Below are 17,481 nucleotides of genomic sequence, written 5' to 3'. Positions count from 1 at the left end.
CGGAGCCCGGGCCGCGGCGGGGCGGGGCTGAGCGTGCCGGGGCCGGGGCCGGGGCCGCGGCGGGGCGGGGCTGAGCGGGCCGGGGCCGGGGCCGCGGCCGCGGCGGGGTGGAGCGTGCCGGGGCCGGGGCGGGGCCGGTCAGGGCCGGCCGGGGGCCGTGAGGGCTTCGGCCAGCCAGTCCGCGGTGCGGGCCAGCCAGTGCGGGTGGGCGTTTCCCAGCAAGTGTTCGCCGTGCGGGACCAGCAGGTACTCCCCGCGCGGGGCGAGCGCGGCCAGCCCCGCCCCGTTCACCACGCCCGGGATGACGTCCCGCCCGCCGTCCACCACCAGCAGCGGGCACGCGATGTCCGGCGCCACCCCCGACAGGTCGACCCGGCCGGTGAAGGCGCGCGCCCGCTCCGCTCCGCCGACGCGCCGGGCGAGCAGCTCCCGCAGGACGGGCGGCAGGCCGTCCCAGTCGAGCCGCAGCGGCCCGCTGACCGTGGCCACAGCGGCCACGCGGGGTTCGAGGGCCGCGCTGCGGGCCGCGTACCAGCCGCCCAGGCTGAGGCCGATCAGCCCGACGCGGTCGACGCCGAGCGCGTCGACGACCCCGGCCACCACCCGCTCGTAGTCGGGCCGGAGGGTGCTGTGCGGGGCGAGCACTCCCTGGCCCGGACCGTCCATGGCGAACACCGTCAGCCCCCGGTCCAGCAGCGCCCTGGTGACCGCGTGGAACTCCTCCTTCCCCGAGTCCAGGCCCGGAACCACCACCACGGTGGCCGCCGCGTCCGCCGGCCCGCGCAGCCAGCCGGCGAAGGAGGGCCCCTCGATCCGCCGCGCCCCCGGCTCCAGCAGGGCCAGCGCCCGTCCCATGGCCGCGTCGGCCTCTCCGGCGGCCCGCGCCTGGGCCCGGCCCCTCGGGTCCGGGCCCAGCGTCGCGAAGTGGAACCAGCGGGCCGCGACCTGGAGGTGCCCGCCCTCGGAGAGGGCCGAGGCGGCCCGCTCCGCACGGGCGAGGTGGCGCCGGCCCATGGCCGCGAACGCCTCGGCCCAGCCGTCGGCCAGAGCCGGCCCGGCCGTCACCCACCGGTACTCGTGCGGGTCGAGCCCGGCCCCGGTGGCCCGGCTGAACCGCTCCTCGGCGACGGCGGCGACCGCGCTGGCAGTGGCGGTGGCGGTGGCGGTGTCCGCGGCCGCGGCCGGTGCCCGCCTCATCGGGCCGCCCCCGTCGTCAGGCCCGTCGTCAGCACGGCCTTGCCGCGGATCCGCCGCTCCCGCAGGTCCACCAGTGTCGCGGCGGTCCGCTCCCAGCCCGCGACCCGGCCGATCTCCGGGTGCAGCCGCCCGGCCCCCACCAGGCGTACGAGGGTGTCCAGATCGTCGGCGTACGGGGCCCCGGCGTAGTGGAAGTGCCGGATCGAGGCGCCCTCCGGACCGGCGAAGAAGTCGAAGAAGTCCAGGGTCGCCGGGGTCCTGGAGGCCTGTCCGAACCACACCAGCAGCCCGCCCGGCGCGAGCCGGGACAGCGCCACCGGGAGGGCGGGGCCGCCGGTGGACTCCAGCACCACGTCGAACGGCCCCCGCGCCGCGGCCACCTCGTGCACGACCGCCGCCGCGCCCAGGCGCCGCAGCCGCTCCCCGCGCGCCGGGGTCGCCGTCACGGCGGTGACCTCGGCGCCCGCCGCTGCGGCCAGCTCGGTGACGTAGTGCCCCACGCCACCCGAAGCCCCGGTCAGCAGGAGGCGGCGGCCCGCCAGGTTCCCCGCCGTGCGCAGCAGCCGCAGGGCCGTGATCCCGGCCAGCGGCAGTGCCGCGGCCCGCACCCAGTCGATGCCGTCGGGCAGGACGGCCAGCGAATGCGTGGGTACGGCCGCGTACTCCGCCCAGCCGCCCAGCGGAGGGTGGCCCACCACCCGGGTGCCGATCGGCGGGCCGCCGCCGTCGGCCGCCGCCTGCACCACCAGCCCCGCGACGTCCTTGCCGGGGAGCGGACGGGGCTGCGGCCGCTCCAGCAGGAACGTCTCTCCGCGGTTCGGCGCGAACGCCTCGACCCGGACCAGCACCTCGCCGTCGGCCGGTACCGGCTGGGTGTCCTCGGCGAACTCCACCGGCCGCGCCGGATCTCCCGTGGGAATCAGTCTCCTCATGCCCGTCATGGAAACGGCGGGCCCGCGGAGCGGTCCAACAACCGGCGGGAGCGGACGACAACCAGGGGTTGTCGCCTAAGGTGAGCGAGTGGATCTTGATCTCGCGCAGGTGCGCGCCTTCGTGGCTACCGCACGGGAACTGCACTTCGGCCGGGCCGCCGAGACGCTCTCCGTCACCCAGCAGGCCCTGTCGAAACGGATCGCCCGTCTGGAGTCCGCCCTCGGCGCGCCGCTGTTCGACCGGGGAGGCGGCCAGGGCGTCCGGCTGACCGACGCGGGGCGCCGCTTCCTCGAACCGGCGCGCCGGACCCTGGCCGCCGCCGACCGCGCCGTGGCCGCCGTACGGGACGGGCACCGGCCGCTGCGGGTCGACGTGTGGGGCCACCTGTACGCGCCGATGCGGACGCTGGCCCCGGTGGCGGCGGCCGCAGGGCAGGCGGCCCTGGAACCGGGGCACGGCCGTGACCTGCCCTCGGTGGCCGCCGCGCTGCTGCACGGGGACGTCGACGCCGCGTTCGGGCGCGTCCACCCGCCCCTGCCGGCGGGGCTGACGCACCGTCTGGTGCGCCTGGAGCCGGTCGACGCGGTCCTGGGAGCGGACCACCCGCTGGCGGCCGAGCCCGAACTGCGGCCCGAACAGCTGCGGGGGAGCGTGCTGTGGACCCCGGGGGCCCTGGACCGCCTCGACTTCCTGCACCGTTTCGCCCGCCGGTTCGGGGTCGCCGAGCACGCCGAGAGCCCGAACCTGGGCCGCGACCACTTCCTGTCCGGGCTCCGCGGCGACCCGCGGCGCTTCACGCTGATGCCGGCGGACGTGCCGCTCCCGCGGACCCCGGACATCCGGTCCGTGCCGCTGGTACGGCCCACCCCGCTCTACGCCTGGTCGCTGCTGTGGCGCGCCGCGGACCCCCACCCCGGGCTGCCCGCGCTGCTGGCCGGGCTCGCGGAGGAGGCCGGGCGCAGCCGCTGGCTGGAGTACGACCCGGCCCGCGACTGGCTGCCGGAGCCGGAGCCCGCGTAGGGGTACGGGTGCGGGGCGGATCCGAGCGGCCGCCCGCCGGGCGACCGCTCGGGACGGGCGTCAGGAGGACTGGTCCGTCAGGATCCCGGGGTCCGACAGGCCGGCCGCTCCCGTCTCGACCTTGCCCGCGAAGCGGCGCAGGAAGTCCGGCGCCCCGGAGGAGGTGACCGTCACGTCGTACCAGCGCCGCGTGTTCCGCAGCGGCACGGTGTACGTCAGCGTCGCGCCCTTGGCGACGGTGAGGCGCTTGGGTCCGCCCCCGTAGGTGTTGGTGACCGTCAGGGTCGCCGCCGAGGCCCCGTCGTTGGTGAGGGTGAGGTCCAGGTTGCCGGTGGTGGCGTTGTGGCGGGCGGTGACCTCGGGGCCGGGGGTGGTGCCGGGGTTGCGGAAGCCGCGCAGGAAGCCGTTGGGGCCGTGCACGGTCAGGTCGGTGACCCCGGCCGAGTACCGCGTGTTCCAGACGTCCGCGATCGACTTGCCCGCTTCGGTGGTGTAGGTCCAGGGGGCGTCGGTCCGGTTGCCGGAGGTGACGTAGAACTGCGCCCCCAGGTCCGGGCCGCCGCCGAAGGTCAGCCGGAACTTCCCCTCCCCGGTCAGCGCGGCGCCGTCCACGTACGGGGCGTACTTCAGCGCCCGCGTGGGGCGCAGGCCCTTCTCCTGGCGCGGTACGGCTCCCTCGGCGGGCGGGGTGGGCCGGAAGTCGGGGTGGCGGTCGCGGTCCTGCGGGGCCCAGGCGCCGGTGTCGGGCAGCCGGACGGCGGCGGTGTCCTTGCGGGCGAAGTCGAAGGCGGAGGTGAGGTCTCCGCACACCGCGCGGCGCCACGGCGAGATGTTGGGCTCGCGGACCCCGAAGCGCTGCTCCATGAAGCGGATGACCGAGGTGTGGTCGAAGGTCTCGGAGCAGGAGTAACCGCCGGTGCTCCACGGGGAGACGACGAGCATCGGGACGCGCGGGCCCAGGCCGTACGGTCCGGCGACGTACCCGGGCTTGCCGGGGAAGACGTCCAGGGCGGTGGGCACGGTCGACAGGCCCTGGGAGGCGTCGGCGGGGGCGTACGGGGGGACGACGTGGTCGAAGAAGCCGTCGTTCTCGTCGTAGGTGATGAAGAGCGCGGTACGGGCCCACACGTCGGGGTTGGAGGTGAGGGCGTCCAGCACCTGCGCGATGTACCAGGCGCCGTAGTTGGACGGCCAGTTGGAGTGCTCGCTGAAGGCCTCGGGGGAGGCGATCCACGAGATCTGCGGCAGGGTGCCGGCGGCGACGTCGGCGCGCAGCTTGTCGAAGTAGCCCTCGCCCGCCTTGGCGTCGGTGCCGGTCCGGGCCTTCTCGTACAGGGGCTCGCCGGGCTTGGCGCCCCGGTAGCTGTTGAAGTAGAGGAGGGAGTTGTCGCCGTAGTTGCCGCGGTAGGCGTCGTTGATCCAGCCCCAGGAGCCGGCCGCGTCGAGGCCGTCGCCGACGTCCTGGTAGACCTTCCAGGAGATGCCGGCCGCCTCCAGGCGCTCGGGGTAGGTGGTCCAGCCGTAGCCCGCCTCGGCGTTGTTGAGGACCGGGCCGCCGCCCTTGCCGTCGTTGCCGGTGTGGCCCGACCAGAGGTAGTAGCGGTTGGGGTCGGTGGAGCCGATGAACGAGCAGTGGTAGGCGTCGCAGACGGTGAACGCGTCCGCGAGGGCGTAGTGGAAGGGGATGTCCTCGCGCGTCAGGTGGGCCATGGTCGTGGGCGTCTTGGCGGGCACCCAGTTGTCGTAGCGGCCCTTGTTGAAGGCGCTCTGGCCGCCCGCCCAGTCGTGGTTGAGGCCCTGGAGGAACTCCATGCCGAGGTCGTCGGACGGCGGCCGGAAGGGCAGCGTCTCCTTCGTGCCGTCGGACTGGTGCCAGACGGACTTGCCGCTGGGCAGGGTCACCGGGCGCGGGTCGCCGAAACCGCGGACGCCGCGCAGCGCGCCGAAGTAGTGGTCGAAGGAACGATTCTCCTGCATGAGGACCACGATGTGCTCGACATCGGCGATGGTGCCGGTGCTCCCCTGCGCGGGGATGGCGGCGGCCCGCGCGATGCTCTCGTCGAGCATGGTCAGGGCGGCGGCGCCGCCCGCGAGCTGCAGGAAACGGCGGCGGTTGAGTTCTGCCATGGCGGTACGACCTCTGTGGTTGAGGGGTGGTTGAGCGCCCCCAGCACAGCGCGGCCGGGGTACCGGACAGGGAGCCTGACGTGACGGCAGCGGATACACCAGGCGAACGGCAGCCGGATTCCGACGGAGTTCGGCCAGACGGCGACCGGGAGGGGCACGAACCGGCCCCGTCGGCGGGCGGCCTGTCGCGGGGAGCCCCCGCTCCCCTACAGTGCGTGATGCCCGCACCCGGCACGTGACGACGCACACCCGCCGAACAGGAGACCACCGTGGCCACCGACGCCGGCCCCGGCCGCATCCCCGGTCGCACTTCCGGTCGGATTCCCGTCCCGTCCCCGGCGGACCGGCGGGTTCCCGAGCTCGACCCCGCGCTCGTCGCCGAGTGGAGGGCCGGGGGAGGGGAACCGATCGACCTCTTCACCCTGGCGCGCGAACGGCTCGGCGGAATCGCGGCGTTGGACCTCGACTCCGGCTCCGCACCGGCGGTCCTCGTCACCGCGCCGCAGGCCGTCCAGCACGTGCTCGCGCTCCGTCCCGACCGGTACGTCAAACGCTCTCACCGGGCCCGGCTGCTGATCGGCGACGGGGTCCTGGCCGCCACCGGCGACGCGTGGCAGCGGCAACGGCGGCTGCTGCAGTCCCAGTTCACGGGCCCCGGGATGCGCCGCTACGAAGGGCGGATCGCCGGGGCCGCCCGGACCGCCGCGGCGCGCTGGGCCGGGTACGCCCGCACCGGTGGGGTCTTCGACCTCGGCGACGAGATGCGCCGCTTCGCCCTGGACACCATCTGGCGGTCCCTGACCGGTCATCCCCTCGACCCGGCGACGGAACGCGAACTGGGCGCCGTGGCGCACGTGGTGGCCGAGCTGCCCACCCTGCCCGCCGACGGGGGCGCCGCCCGGGGGGCCGTCGCCGCCGAGCTGGCCCGGATCGACGCCGTGGCGAGCCGCGCCATCGAGGCGGCCCGCGACGGCACGGCCGGACCCGACGGCCCGGGCCTGCTGCACGTGCTGCTCGACGCGGCGGGAACGCGCCCCGAGTACACCGACCGGCTGGTCCGTGACGAGCTGGTCACCCTCCTGGTCGCCGGTCACGAGACCACCGCCACCACCCTGACCTGGCTCCACCTGCTGCTCGACCGGAACCCGTGGGCGCGGGAAGGAGCCCTGGCGGCGGGCCCCGAAGGCTCACCGGAGCGGCGTCAGGCGGTGCAGGCCCTCGTCCACGAGACCCTGCGCCTCTACCCGTCCGCCTGGATGCTGCCGCGCAGCGCGGCGCGCGACGACGTCCTGTGCGGGTACCGGATCGAGGCCGGCACGGACGTCCTGGTCTGCCCCTACCTCACGCACCGCGACCCGGGGGTGTGGGAGGATCCCGGTCGGTTCGACCCGGCGCGCTTCACCGTCCCCGGCCGGCGCCCCGCCCACCCGGGGAGCTACCTCCCGTTCGGCATGGGGCCGCGGGCCTGCCTCGGCCTGCGGTTCGCCCTCCTGGAGTCGACCGTCCTCCTGGAGCACCTGCTGCCCGCCCGCGCACCGCGCCTGCGCTCCGTCCCGGAGGGGGCCGCGTACAGCATCACGGTCCGTCCCGACGGCCCCACGCCCGCGACGCTGGGCTGATCCCGGGTCCGCCCGCGCCCGCCCTGGCGGCGTACCGGGCGGAGCGGGTGCGGGCGGGCCCGGCCGCCGGTCAGTGGAAGAGCATGGAGGCGCCCCCGGCCGCCGTGGTGACGGAGCCCGGGCACAGGAAGCTGCCCGAGGTCTTGGTGGCGGTGAAGGCCCTGTTGAGGTACTTCCCGGTCGTCCCGTCGCGGTCCCACACGATGTTGGTGGCCTTGTAGCGGCAGGAGATGAAGCTCTGCTGCCCGGTGATGTCGATCAGATCGGTCCGGGCGGTCGCGGCGGTGTCGTCGAAGGTGAAGGCCGGGTTGTTGTTGAGGGAGGCGGTGATGCTCCCGTCACAGGTGAGGTTGCCGCCGGGCTTGTTGATGCTGCTGCGGTCGACGGTGAGGGTGGTGGGGGGATTGGCGCTGGTCCGGGCGTTGGTCCAGCCGCAGGTGTTGCCCGCGACGACGATGACGCCGTCGACCTTCTGGTCGGCGGTGGGTGACGCGGTGGCGGTCGTGACGCCGGCGACGGTGGCCGCGAGCGCCAGTGCGGCGATACCGAGCTTCGTCCGGTGCGGCTGCGTGAGGTGCAGCATGTCGCTCCTCCTTGACACGTCCTTGTGGGGGTGTGGTGCGAGGCCGGTGCGGAGTGCGTCACGGAATGTCCCACAGGGGTCTTGAGATGTCATGTCCACCTCAGGGATTGGCCGGATCGCGCTGCGCCGCGGGGCGCGCGGGGAGGGGTGCGGCGTACTCCGGTGTACTACCGGGGGAGTACACCGAAGACGCTACGCCGGGGTGACGCGGGTGACGCGGGCCCACGTCTAGCGTGACGGTCATGGGAAAGCAGCGCGAACGCCACGGTCCGCCGTGGCGACGATGGGCGGAAGGAGCCGGGCGGGGCCCGGGCCTGCGCTCCGCGCTGCTCGTCGCCGTCCTGGCGCAGGTCGGGTCCGGATGGGCCGCGCAGGCTCAGAGCGGTCGCATGCCGCTCGACGCGTGGGCCCGGATCCTGCTCCTGCTCGGTCCGGCCCTGCTGGTCGTGCGCCACCGGTACCCGGTGGCGGTGGTCTACGGGGTGAGTGCCGTCACCCTGGTCTACCTCGGAGCCGGGTACCCCTACGGCCCCGTCTTCGTCAGCCTGGCCGTGGCCTGTTTCGCCGCCGTCGTCTCCGGTCACCGAGGGGCCGCCTGGGGGGCCGTGGCACTGCTGTGGACCGGCCACCTGCTCATCGGGCACTGGCTCTACCCGTGGCTGCCGCCCGCCGGGGACGGCCCGGCACCCTGGACGCAGGAGCTGGGCATCACCGCCTGGATCCTCGCCATGCTCGCCGTCTTCGAACTGGTCCGCGTCCGCCGCGAACAGTGGTCCCGCGAGCGGATCGAGCGGGCGGCGGCCGCCCGCCGCCGGGCCGACGAGGAGCGGCTGCGCATCGCCCGCGAGCTCCACGACGTCCTCGCCCACAGCATCTCCGTGATCAACGTCCAGGCGGGGGTCGGCCTCGCCCTGCTCGACACCGACCCCGAGCAGGCGCGCACGGCGCTCACCACGATCAAGGCGGCCAGCAAGGAGGCGCTCGGCGAGGTCCGCCAGGTCCTCGACACCCTCCGGGCCCCCGGCGCCGCGCCGCGCGCGCCCGCCCCGGGCCTGGACCGCCTCCCCGAACTCCTCGAACAGGCCGCGGCCGCCGGCCTGACCGTCACCGCCGCCGCCGAGGGAAGGCCCCGGACCCTGCCGCCCGGCGCCGACCTCGCCGCCTTCCGCATCCTCCAGGAGGCCTTGACCAACGTGGTGCGGCACTCCGGCTCGCGTACCGCCCGCATCCGCCTCGCCTGGCTGTCGGACGGCCTCGAACTGCGGGTGGACGACGAGGGCCCGGCCACCGGGGACCCCGCGGGCGGCAGCGGCAACGGCCTCGCCGGAATGCGCGAGCGGGCCGCCGCCCTGGGTGGCACCATCGAGGCCGGTCCCCGCCCGGACGGCGGCTTCCGGGTGATCGCGAGACTCCCGCGGACGGCCGCCCCGCTCCAGGAGGAACCGTGATCAGCGTCCTGCTCGCCGACGACCAACTGCTCGTCCGGGCAGGGTTCCGGGCCCTGCTCGACGCCCAGGGCGACATCGAGGTCGTGGGCGAGGCGTCGGAGGGCGAGGAAGCGGTGCGGCTGGTCCGGGCCCTGCGCCCCGACGTGGTCCTCATGGACATCCGGATGCCGGGTCTCGACGGACTCGCCGCGACCCGCTCCATCACCGGGGACAGGGCCCTGTCCGCCGTGCGGGTGGTCATGCTGACCACCTTCGAACTCGACGAGTACGTCTTCGAAGCCATCCGCTCCGGCGCCTCCGGCTTCCTCGTCAAGGACACCGAACCGGAGGAACTGCTGCGCGCGGTCAGGGCGGTGACGGACGGGGACGCCCTGCTGTCCCCCGGCGTGACGCGCCGTCTGATCGCGGAGTTCGCGGCCCGCTCCAGACAGCCCGCCCCCGCGGCGGGCCTGGAGCGGCTCACCGGGCGGGAGCGCGAGGTGATGGCCCTGGTCGGCATGGGGCTGTCCAACGAGGAGATCGCCCGCCGCCTGGTCGTCAGCCCGCTCACCGCGAAGACGCACGTCAGCCGGACCATGGTCAAGCTCGGCGCCCGGGACCGCGCCCAACTCGTCGTCCTGGCCTACGAATCAGGGCTGGTCCGGCCCGGCTGGCTCGGCTGAGGCCCGAGGCCCGAGGCCCGAGGCTCACGGCCCACCCCGGCGGGGCCGGGATCCGGGGGTACTCCCCGGGAAGTACCCCCGGTGCAGCCGGCCGTACGACGACCCGGACCCCCTCCCGGAGCGAGGCTCGGAAGCGAGACGAGAACCACCCGCTTCCGAGGAGCCGAACCGACATGAACACCACCCTGACCACCCTCGCCCACGACGGGCCCGCCCCCTGGCTGCTGCTCTTCCCCCTGGTGTGGGCGGCGGTCGCGATCACCGTCGTCACCGTGCTGCGCCGCACCGTGTGGCGCGGCGGCCGGCGCGGACCGTGGCAGAACCGGGGCGCCGCGTACGGCGGGCACTCCCCGATCGCGGTCCTGGGAAGGCGCTTCGCCTCCGGAGAGATCGACGAGGACGAGTACTGGCGCCGGCTGTCCGTCCTCGACGAGGAGTTCGGCCGCTCTCTCCGGGACGGCGCCGCATGAGCCCCGCCACCCCCGCCGCCCCCGTCGGCGCACCGGGCGGCGGCGAACGCGCCGCCGCCCGCGTCGTGGACGCGGTCAAGGTCTACGGCCGCGGCGACACCCAGGTACGGGCCCTCGACGGGGTCAGCACCACCTTCCCGGCCGGCCGCTTCACCGCCATCATGGGACCCTCCGGATCCGGCAAGTCCACCCTCATGCACTGCGCCGCCGGACTCGACACCCTGACCTCCGGCTCCGCCCACATCGGCGGCACCGAACTCGGCGCCCTCGACGCCCGCCGGCTCACCCTGCTGCGCCGCGAGCGCGTCGGCTTCGTCTTCCAGGCCTTCAACCTGGTTCCCACCCTCACCGCCGCCGAGAACATCACCCTCCCCCTGGACCTCGCCGGCATCCGGCCCGACGCCGCCCGGCTGGACGCCCTGATCGACGTCGTCGGGCTCCGCGACCGCCTCCACCACCGGCCCGCCGAGCTCTCCGGGGGCCAGCAGCAGCGCGTCGCCGTGGCCCGCGCCCTCGTCGGCGACCCCGAGGTGGTCTTCGCCGACGAACCGACCGGGAACCTCGACTCCCGCGCGGGCCAGGAGGTGCTCGGCCTCCTCGACAGGGCGGTCCGCGAGATGGGCCGTACCGTCGTCATGGTCACCCACGACCCCGTCGCCGCCGCCCACGCCGACGAGGTCGTCTTCCTCGCCGACGGCCGCCTCGTCGACCGGATGGCGGCCCCGACCGCCGACCGCGTCCTGGACCGCCTCAAAGCCTTCGACACGTCAGGCACCTCCGGCACCCTGGACACCCGCACCGCCCCGGACACCCGCGCCGCCACGGACGGGGTCGCACGCCACGGAAGGCGGACGTCATGAGCGCCGCCCGCACCACGCTGCGGCTGGCCACCGCCTCGCTGCGTGCCCGCAGACGCCGCTTCGCCGGAACCTTCACGGCCGTCCTGCTCGGCGTCGCCTTCCTCACCGGAACCCTGGTCATGGGCGACACCCTCCGCGCGAGCTTCGACAGCATGTTCGCGGGCGCCGCGAGCGGCACCGACGCGGTCGTGCGCGGCTCGCGCGTCGTCACCGTCCCCGGCCGGGACCGGGGCAGCCGCCAGACGGTCGCCGCCGACCTCGCGGACCGGCTCCGCACCGTCCCCGGCGTGGCCGCCGTCGAGCCCGACATCCAGGGCGCCGGGCAACTCGTCGGCAAGGACGGCCGACCGGTCGGCGGCCAGGGCCCGCCCACCCTCGCCGGGAACTGGATCGCGGACCCCCGCCTCAACCCGTACCGCCTGGCCGAGGGCCGCGCGCCGCAGCGCACCGGCGAGGTCGTCGTCAACCGGGGAGCCGCCGTACGGGGCGGCCTCGCCGTCGGCGACACGACCGTGCTGCGCACCCCCGACCCGGTCCGCGTCACCGTCGTCGGCCTGGCCACCTTCGGCGGCGCCGACGGCATGGGGCAGGTCACGTACACCGCGATGACCCGCGCGGACGCCGAGAAGTACCTCACCGCAGGCCCCGGCAGGGCGGCCTCCCTCCTGGTCCGGGCCGCCCCCGGCACCACCCAGCGCCGGCTGGTGGAGGCCCTCGGCCCGGTGCTGCCGCAGGGGGTCGAAGCCATCACCGGACAGGAGGCGGTCGAGGAGGACACCGAGATGATCTCGGGCCGGTTCCTCGGCCTGTTCACCACCCTGCTGCTGGTCTTCTCCGGCATCGCCCTGCTCGTCGCCACCTTCGGCATCCACAACACCTTCGCGATCGTCGTCGCCCAGCGCACCCGCGAGAACGCCCTGCTCCGCGCCCTCGGCGCCGCCCGCCGCCAGATCCTCGCCGGCACCCTGGCCGAGGCCGCGGTGGTCGGATTCGTCGCCTCGGTGGCCGGCCTGCTCGGCGGCCTCGGCGTCGCGTCGGGCCTGCGGGCACTCTTCCCGGCCCTCGGGTTCCCCTTCCCCGAAGGGGACCTGGTCGTCAGCACGACCTCATTGCTGCTCCCGCTCGGAGTCGGCACGGCCGTCTGCCTCGGCTCCGCGCTGGCACCCGCCGTCCGGGCGGGCCGCACGGCGCCCCTCGCGGCCCTGCGCGAGAGCACGGTGGACCGCTCCGGGACCTCGCGGACCCGCACGCTCGCCGGCGTCGCTCTCGTCGCCGCCGCCCTCGTGGCGGTCCTGGCTGCGGTCCCGGCCGCACCGTCGCCGTGGCTGCCGGGGACGGGGGCGGTACTGGTGACCGCCGCGTTCGTCGTCCTCGGACCGGTGACGTCCTCGTACGCCGTACGGATCCTCGCGGATCCCCTGCGACGGCTGCGCGGTGTCCCCGGAGCCCTCGCGGGACGCAACGCCGCGCGCGACCCGGGACGGACGGCGGCCACCGCGACCGCGCTGATGATCGGAGTCGCCGTCGTCACCCTCTTCACCGTGTTCGGGGCCTCCCTCAAGGCCACCACGGACCGGACGGTGTCCCGCTCCTTCGCCGGTGACGTCGCCGTCAGCGCCCCCGCGTTCGGGGCGGGCGGCAGCGGCCTCAGCCCCGCGCTGGCGCCCGCCGTCGCGGCCCTGCCCGAGGTGAGGAGCGCCGTGGGCCTCGGCAGGGGAGTCGCGGAGGTCGACGGCTCCGGCCGCGCCCTGACGGTCACCGACCCGGTCGCCCTCGCCGTCGGCCTCGATCTCGGCACGGTGGAGGGACGCCTCGATTCCCTCGGCACGGACGGCATCGCGGTCAGCGCGAAGGAAGCCGCCCGGCACGGCTGGCGGCCGGGCAGCCGCCTCGAACTCGCCTTCACCGACGGGCAGGAGCTCCCGTTCACGGTCCGTGCCGTCTACGACCGCCCCGACCTCGCCGGCGACTACCTGATCACCCGCGCGGCCTGGGCCCCGCACCGCGGCCAGGACTCCGACACCCTGGTGGCCGTCACCTTCCGGGACGGGGTGTCCACGGCGGACGGCGCGGCCGCCGTGGAGCGTACGGCCGCCCGGTACGGCGGCCCGGAGGTCCAGACCCGGGCGCAGTACGCGGCCTCCTCGGCGGCCGGCATCGACATGATGCTCACCCTCGTCTACGCCCTCCTCGCCCTCGCCGTGCTCATCGCCCTCCTCGGCATCGCCAACACCCTCACCCTCGCGGTGCACGAACGCACCCGCGAACTGGGACTCCTGCGGGCCGTCGGCCAGACCCGGGCCCAGCTACGGGCGATGGTCCGCTGGGAGTCGGTGCTGGTGGCCGCCTTCGGCACGGCGGGCGGCCTGCTCCTCGGCGTCCTCCTCGGCCGGTTCCTGGTGACGGCCACGGCGGGCGCGCGGGACAGCGCCCTCGTCTTCGCCCTGCCGCCGGCGCAGCTCGCGGTGGTCGCCCTGGCGGGACCGGCGGCCGGCATCCTCGCAGGCCTGCGCCCGGCCCGCCGGGCGGCCCGCCGGGACATCCTGCCCGCCGTAGCCGGCGAGTAGCCGGGGTGGAGCACCGCGCCGCCCCGCCCGGCGGCGGTCCGCGTGGCAGGCTGGAGGCATGTGCGGCCGATACGTCTCCACCCGCAGCCCCGAGGACCTGACCGGCCTGTTCGGGGCCGCCGCTCCGGGCCCCGACGTGGTGCTCCCGCCCAGCTGGAACGTCGCCCCGACCGATCCCGTGTGGGCGGTACTGGAGCGCGCCGACCGCGAGAGCGGGCTCCTGGAACGCCGGCTGCGGCCGCTGCGCTGGGGGCTGGTGCCGTCCTGGTCCAAGGACCCGGGCGGCGCGGCGCGGATGATCAACGCCCGCGTCGAGACGGTCGCGGAGAAGCCGGCCTACCGCCGCGCCTACGCCAAACGCCGCTGCCTGCTGCCCGCCGACGGCTTCTACGAATGGCTGGCCGTCCCGGCGACCGCCACCGCCAAGGCGTACAAGCAGCCCTACTTCATCAGCCCGCAGGACGGCGCGGTCATGGCGATGGCCGGCCTGTACGAGTTCTGGCGCGACCCCGCCGTCACGGACGGGGACGACCCGGCCGCCTGGTGGGCGACCTGCACCGTGATCACCACCGAGGCCACCGACGCCGCCGGCCGGGTCCACCCCCGGATGCCGCTGGCCCTCGCCCCCGCCGACTACGACGCCTGGCTGGACCCCGCGCACCAGGACCCGCACGCCCTGCGCACCCTCCTCGCCACCCCCGCCGAAGGGCGCCTGGAGGTCCGCGCGGTCGGCACGGCGGTGAACAGCGTCCGCAACAACGGCCCCGAGCTCCTGGACGCAGACCAGACGGCCGGTCGTGTTGTCAGTGGTCCGTGAGACGCTCGCCCCGATCGACAACTCCCATCCGCACCTTCACGGACACGCGCGAGGCGAAGACATGACCACGGGGAACGAGAACGCCGCCTACGAGATCCTGCCGGGCGTCCCGGACGTCGCGACCTACCGGATCCTGCGCGGTGCGACCGGGCTCGGCGCCAAGGGCGTCGAGGGTTCGGCGATCGGGCTGCCGAACTCCTGGTACTGCGTCACCGTCGCCCACCGGGGCGACACCGTCGGCATGGGCCGCATCGTCGGCGACGGCGGGTGCTTCCTCCAGGTCGTCGACATCTGCGTGCTCCCGGAGCACCAGGGTCAGGGCCTCGGCAAGCTGATCATGGCCGAGCTCACCGCCGAGCTGGAGCGGCGCGCGCCGAAGGGGACGTACGTGTCCCTCATGGCCGACGGCGACGCCCGGCACCTGTACGCGAAGTTCGGCTTCGTGGATCCGTCCCCGGCATCGGTGGGCATGGCCCGTCTGCTCTGAGGCGGGGGCGGCAGCGGCGGCAGCGGGTGACGCCGGGGGCGGTCGGCAGCTCGTACGATCATGGTCGAAAGCCCGCGGCCGTGCGGGCGTCGTGCGCCGAGGAGAGTCACCCGCATGTGGTCCTGTGAACGCGTCGTCGGATCCGCCCTCGACGTCGAGGAGGTCATCGGCCTCTACCGGGCGTCGACGCTCGCCGAGCGCCGCCCCGTCGACGACGTGGAACGCTTCACACGGATGCTGGCCGGCGCCAACCTGGTCGTCACGGCCCGCACCGACGAGGGACGCCTCATCGGCATCGCCCGGTCGGTCACCGACGGCGCGTACGCGACCTACCTCAGCGACCTCGCCGTGGACGCCGCCCACCAGTCCGAGGGCGTCGGGCGCGAGTTGATCCGGGTCACCGGCGAAGCCGCCCCGCAGGCCACGATCATCCTGCTCGCCGCCCCGGCGGCCGTCGACTACTACCCCCGCGTCGGGTTCACCGCGCACCACTCCGCCTGGACCCTCGACGGTCCCGAGGAGTGAGCCCGGCGCCCGCCGCGGCGCTCACCCGCGGCACAGGACGGGCACCCGCTGGACGGCGTTGTTGCCGAAGCCCCCGCGGTTCCACGCCTGCCCGAGCGGCTGGGTGCGGCCCGCGGCGTCCGTCGCCCGCGCCATCAGGACGTACCGGCCCGGCACGGCCCTCCACACGCCGTGCCAGGCCTGCCACGCCCCGCGGGGCCGGCCGTCCCGCGCACCCGGCTCCACCGCGGCGTCCGCCCACGTCCGGCCCCCGTCGCAGCTCAGCTCCACCCGGGTGACCGGCCCGTGCCCCGACCAGGCGCGTCCCTCCAGCGGTACGGGGCCCGGGCGCACGACGCGCAGGCGGGACATGAAGTCGGGGAACCCCGGCGGAACCATCAGGGCGCGCGGCGCGATCAGCGTCACCGGCTCCCCGGGGTCTTCGGGGTCGCGCCGGTAGCGGTAGGCCACCGCCTGCTGGAATCCCTCGAAGGGCACGTCGGACAGCGTGATGTCCCGCAGCCACTTCACGTGGGCCATCCCGTACCAGCCCGGCACCACCAGCCGCAGCGGAAAGCCGTGCTGCGGCGGCAGCGGCCCGCCGTTCATCGCGTACGCGAGCAGCACCTCCGGCTCGGTGCCGGTCGCCACGGCCATCGGCAGGCTGCGCGCGTAGTCCTGCTCGACACCGCGCTCCACGCCGTGGTCGGCCCCCGTGAACACCGCCTCGACGGCCTGCGGCCCCACCCCGGCCTCGGCGAGCACCGTCCGCAGCGGCACCCCGGTCCAGTCGGCCGTGCCCACCCCCTCGACCAGCCAGGGCTGGCTGACGGGCCGGGGCAGCAGCCGTGCCCGGCCGTTGCCCGCGCACTCCATCGTCACCCGGTGCGTGACCGCCGGCAGCGCGCGCAGGGCCGCCAGGTCCAGCGCCAGCGGCCGGCGGACCCGCCCGCCCACCGTCAGCCGCCAGGTGCCGGGGTCCGCGGCCGGGATGTCGTAGTGCACCAGTACGTAGTGCAGCCCGGCCGGTGTGACCTCGTAGCGCAGGGCCTCCAGGGGCAGCCCGTGGTTGCGGGCGGCGAGCGCCAGCTCCTCCGCCCCTATGTCCTCGTCCTCGGCCGCCAGCCGCCCCGGGACGCTGATCCCGCTCAGGGCCGTGTCCATACCCCCATGGTCGCGCGCACCACCGGCCCCGGCACCCCGGTACTAGGGTGACGCCTTGCCGATCGGCCGAATCGAGGGGGCACCGGGATGGGGACGGAAACGGGCACGGGGACGGAAACGGGGACGGACGGGGAGGGGCTGGTCGACCGGGCGCGCGCCCGGGTGTTCGGGGAGGTGGCCGAGCTCTACGACGCCTCCCGCCCGGGGTACGCGGACGCGCTGGTGGCCCGGGTGCTGGAGTACGCGGAGCCGGGGGAGCGCCCGGCGCTGGAGGTCGGCGCGGGCACGGGCAAGGCCACGGTGGCGTTCGCCGAGGCGGGCACCGCGCTGGTCTGCGTGGAACCCGATCCGCGCATGGCCGAGGTGCTGCGCCGCAACACCGCCCGCTTCCCGCGGGTACGGGTCGAGGCCGGCGGCTTCGAGGAATGGCGGCGCGACGGGCGCCGCTTCGGTCTCCTCTACGCCGCCACCTCCTGGCACTGGCTCGATCCGGCGCGGCGCCTGGACCTGGCCCGCGAGGCGCTCGACCCGGGCGGCGCGCTGGCGCTGTTCTGGAACCCGCAGGGCGTGCGCGACCCGCGGCTGCACGCGGCGCTGGCCACGGTCGACGCCCGCCACGGGATCACGGGGGCGCCGCACGGCGAACTCGCCTCCTCCTACGGTCGGACACCGGGCGACTGGGCCGGGATGCCGGGCTGGCCGGCGGCCGAGTGCCGCGCCGACGGCGGGCTCACCGACCTGCACGAGGTCCGTTTCCGCGAGGACCGGTACTACGACACCGACCGCTACCTGGGCTACCTGGCCTCCCTCTCCCGCTACCGGGTCCTGGCCCCGGACCACCGGGAGCGGGTCCTCGCCGACACCGCCGGAGTGCTGGACGCGCACGGCGGGGGCATCGCCATGGACCACTTCAGCGACCTGCTCCTCGCCCGCACGCTCCGCACGTCCGGCACCTCCCGGACCGCCCGCACCTCCCGGACGGCGCCCCCGGCGCGGGACGCCGTGTCGTAGTCCTGCGACGCG

The 17,481-nt window shown here is 75.5% G+C and carries 16 protein-coding genes; 11 read left to right on the top strand and 5 right to left on the bottom strand.

Features of this window, described 5'->3' with window-relative positions:
• Positions 1-138: 138 nt before the first annotated feature.
• Positions 139-1,197 (bottom strand): alpha/beta fold hydrolase, encoded by a 1,059-nt coding sequence (locus tag ABZW32_RS21875; protein WP_356218182.1) that lies wholly within the window; start codon positions 1,195-1,197, stop codon positions 139-141.
• The gene (locus tag ABZW32_RS21870) at positions 1,194-2,129 is read right to left on the bottom strand and encodes a zinc-binding dehydrogenase (protein ID WP_356218180.1); all 936 of its coding nucleotides are present in this window, start codon (positions 2,127-2,129) and stop codon (positions 1,194-1,196) included. The genes ABZW32_RS21875 and ABZW32_RS21870 overlap by 4 nt, the downstream gene beginning before the upstream one ends.
• A gap of 88 nt (positions 2,130-2,217) precedes the next feature.
• On the opposite strand from ABZW32_RS21870, the gene ABZW32_RS21865 reads away from it, so the two are divergent.
• Complete coding sequence (locus ABZW32_RS21865; RefSeq protein ID WP_356218178.1) at positions 2,218-3,150, top strand: LysR family transcriptional regulator; 933 nt, start codon at positions 2,218-2,220, stop codon at positions 3,148-3,150.
• Between the two features lie 60 nt (positions 3,151-3,210).
• Here the strand turns inward: ABZW32_RS21865 and ABZW32_RS21860 are convergent, their stop codons facing one another.
• Positions 3,211-5,277, bottom strand: coding sequence for a phosphocholine-specific phospholipase C (locus tag ABZW32_RS21860; RefSeq protein WP_356218177.1), 2,067 nt, complete (start codon positions 5,275-5,277; stop codon positions 3,211-3,213).
• Between the two features lie 296 nt (positions 5,278-5,573).
• Here ABZW32_RS21860 and ABZW32_RS21855 point away from each other — a divergent pair, with 296 nt between their 5' ends.
• Positions 5,574-6,896: a cytochrome P450 gene (locus ABZW32_RS21855; RefSeq protein WP_356218192.1), complete on the top strand. Its 1,323-nt coding sequence runs from the start codon at positions 5,574-5,576 to the stop codon at positions 6,894-6,896.
• Between the two features lie 70 nt (positions 6,897-6,966).
• Here the strand turns inward: ABZW32_RS21855 and ABZW32_RS21850 are convergent, their stop codons facing one another.
• Positions 6,967-7,479, bottom strand: a complete 513-nt coding sequence (locus ABZW32_RS21850) for a hypothetical protein (RefSeq protein ID WP_356218175.1) — start codon at positions 7,477-7,479, stop codon at positions 6,967-6,969.
• Between the two features lie 242 nt (positions 7,480-7,721).
• On the opposite strand from ABZW32_RS21850, the gene ABZW32_RS21845 reads away from it, so the two are divergent.
• From ABZW32_RS21845 to ABZW32_RS21810, 8 genes are all read left to right on the top strand, one after another.
• A complete protein-coding gene (locus tag ABZW32_RS21845; protein ID WP_356218173.1) occupies positions 7,722-8,927 on the top strand; it encodes a sensor histidine kinase in 1,206 nt (401 codons plus the stop codon).
• Positions 8,924-9,589, top strand: coding sequence for a response regulator transcription factor (locus tag ABZW32_RS21840; protein WP_356218171.1), 666 nt, complete (start codon positions 8,924-8,926; stop codon positions 9,587-9,589). The genes ABZW32_RS21845 and ABZW32_RS21840 overlap by 4 nt, the downstream gene beginning before the upstream one ends.
• A gap of 185 nt (positions 9,590-9,774) precedes the next feature.
• Positions 9,775-10,059, top strand: coding sequence for an SHOCT domain-containing protein (locus ABZW32_RS21835; RefSeq protein ID WP_356218190.1), 285 nt, complete (start codon positions 9,775-9,777; stop codon positions 10,057-10,059).
• A complete protein-coding gene (locus ABZW32_RS21830; RefSeq protein ID WP_356218169.1) occupies positions 10,056-10,919 on the top strand; it encodes an ABC transporter ATP-binding protein in 864 nt (287 codons plus the stop codon). Before ABZW32_RS21835 ends, ABZW32_RS21830 begins: the two co-directional genes overlap by 4 nt.
• Positions 10,916-13,486, top strand: a complete 2,571-nt coding sequence (locus ABZW32_RS21825) for an FtsX-like permease family protein (protein WP_356218167.1) — start codon at positions 10,916-10,918, stop codon at positions 13,484-13,486. Before ABZW32_RS21830 ends, ABZW32_RS21825 begins: the two co-directional genes overlap by 4 nt.
• Positions 13,487-13,544: 58 nt before the next feature.
• Positions 13,545-14,303, top strand: a complete 759-nt coding sequence (locus ABZW32_RS21820) for an SOS response-associated peptidase (protein WP_356218165.1) — start codon at positions 13,545-13,547, stop codon at positions 14,301-14,303.
• Positions 14,304-14,364: 61 nt separating this feature from the next.
• Complete coding sequence (locus ABZW32_RS21815) at positions 14,365-14,790, top strand: GNAT family N-acetyltransferase (protein WP_356218163.1); 426 nt, start codon at positions 14,365-14,367, stop codon at positions 14,788-14,790.
• Between the two features lie 114 nt (positions 14,791-14,904).
• Positions 14,905-15,315 carry a GNAT family N-acetyltransferase gene (locus tag ABZW32_RS21810; protein ID WP_356218161.1) on the top strand — a complete coding sequence of 137 codons (411 nt, stop codon included), beginning with the start codon at positions 14,905-14,907 and terminating at the stop codon, positions 15,313-15,315.
• 21 nt (positions 15,316-15,336) lie between these two features.
• Here the strand turns inward: ABZW32_RS21810 and ABZW32_RS21805 are convergent, their stop codons facing one another.
• Entirely contained in the window at positions 15,337-16,458 is a 1,122-nt protein-coding gene (locus tag ABZW32_RS21805; RefSeq protein ID WP_356218159.1) for a sulfite oxidase, read from the bottom strand.
• Between the two features lie 87 nt (positions 16,459-16,545).
• On the opposite strand from ABZW32_RS21805, the gene ABZW32_RS21800 reads away from it, so the two are divergent.
• Positions 16,546-17,469, top strand: coding sequence for a class I SAM-dependent methyltransferase (locus tag ABZW32_RS21800; protein WP_356218157.1), 924 nt, complete (start codon positions 16,546-16,548; stop codon positions 17,467-17,469).
• The last annotated feature ends 12 nt before the right edge of the window (positions 17,470-17,481 follow it).

It is taken from the genome of Streptomyces sp. NPDC004667 (genome assembly GCF_040609475.1).
In the GTDB taxonomy this organism is placed as follows: Bacteria; Actinomycetota; Actinomycetes; order Streptomycetales; family Streptomycetaceae; genus Streptomyces.
Note: the sequence above shows the minus strand (reverse complement) of the source record. Positions and strands in the feature narration are given on the sequence as shown.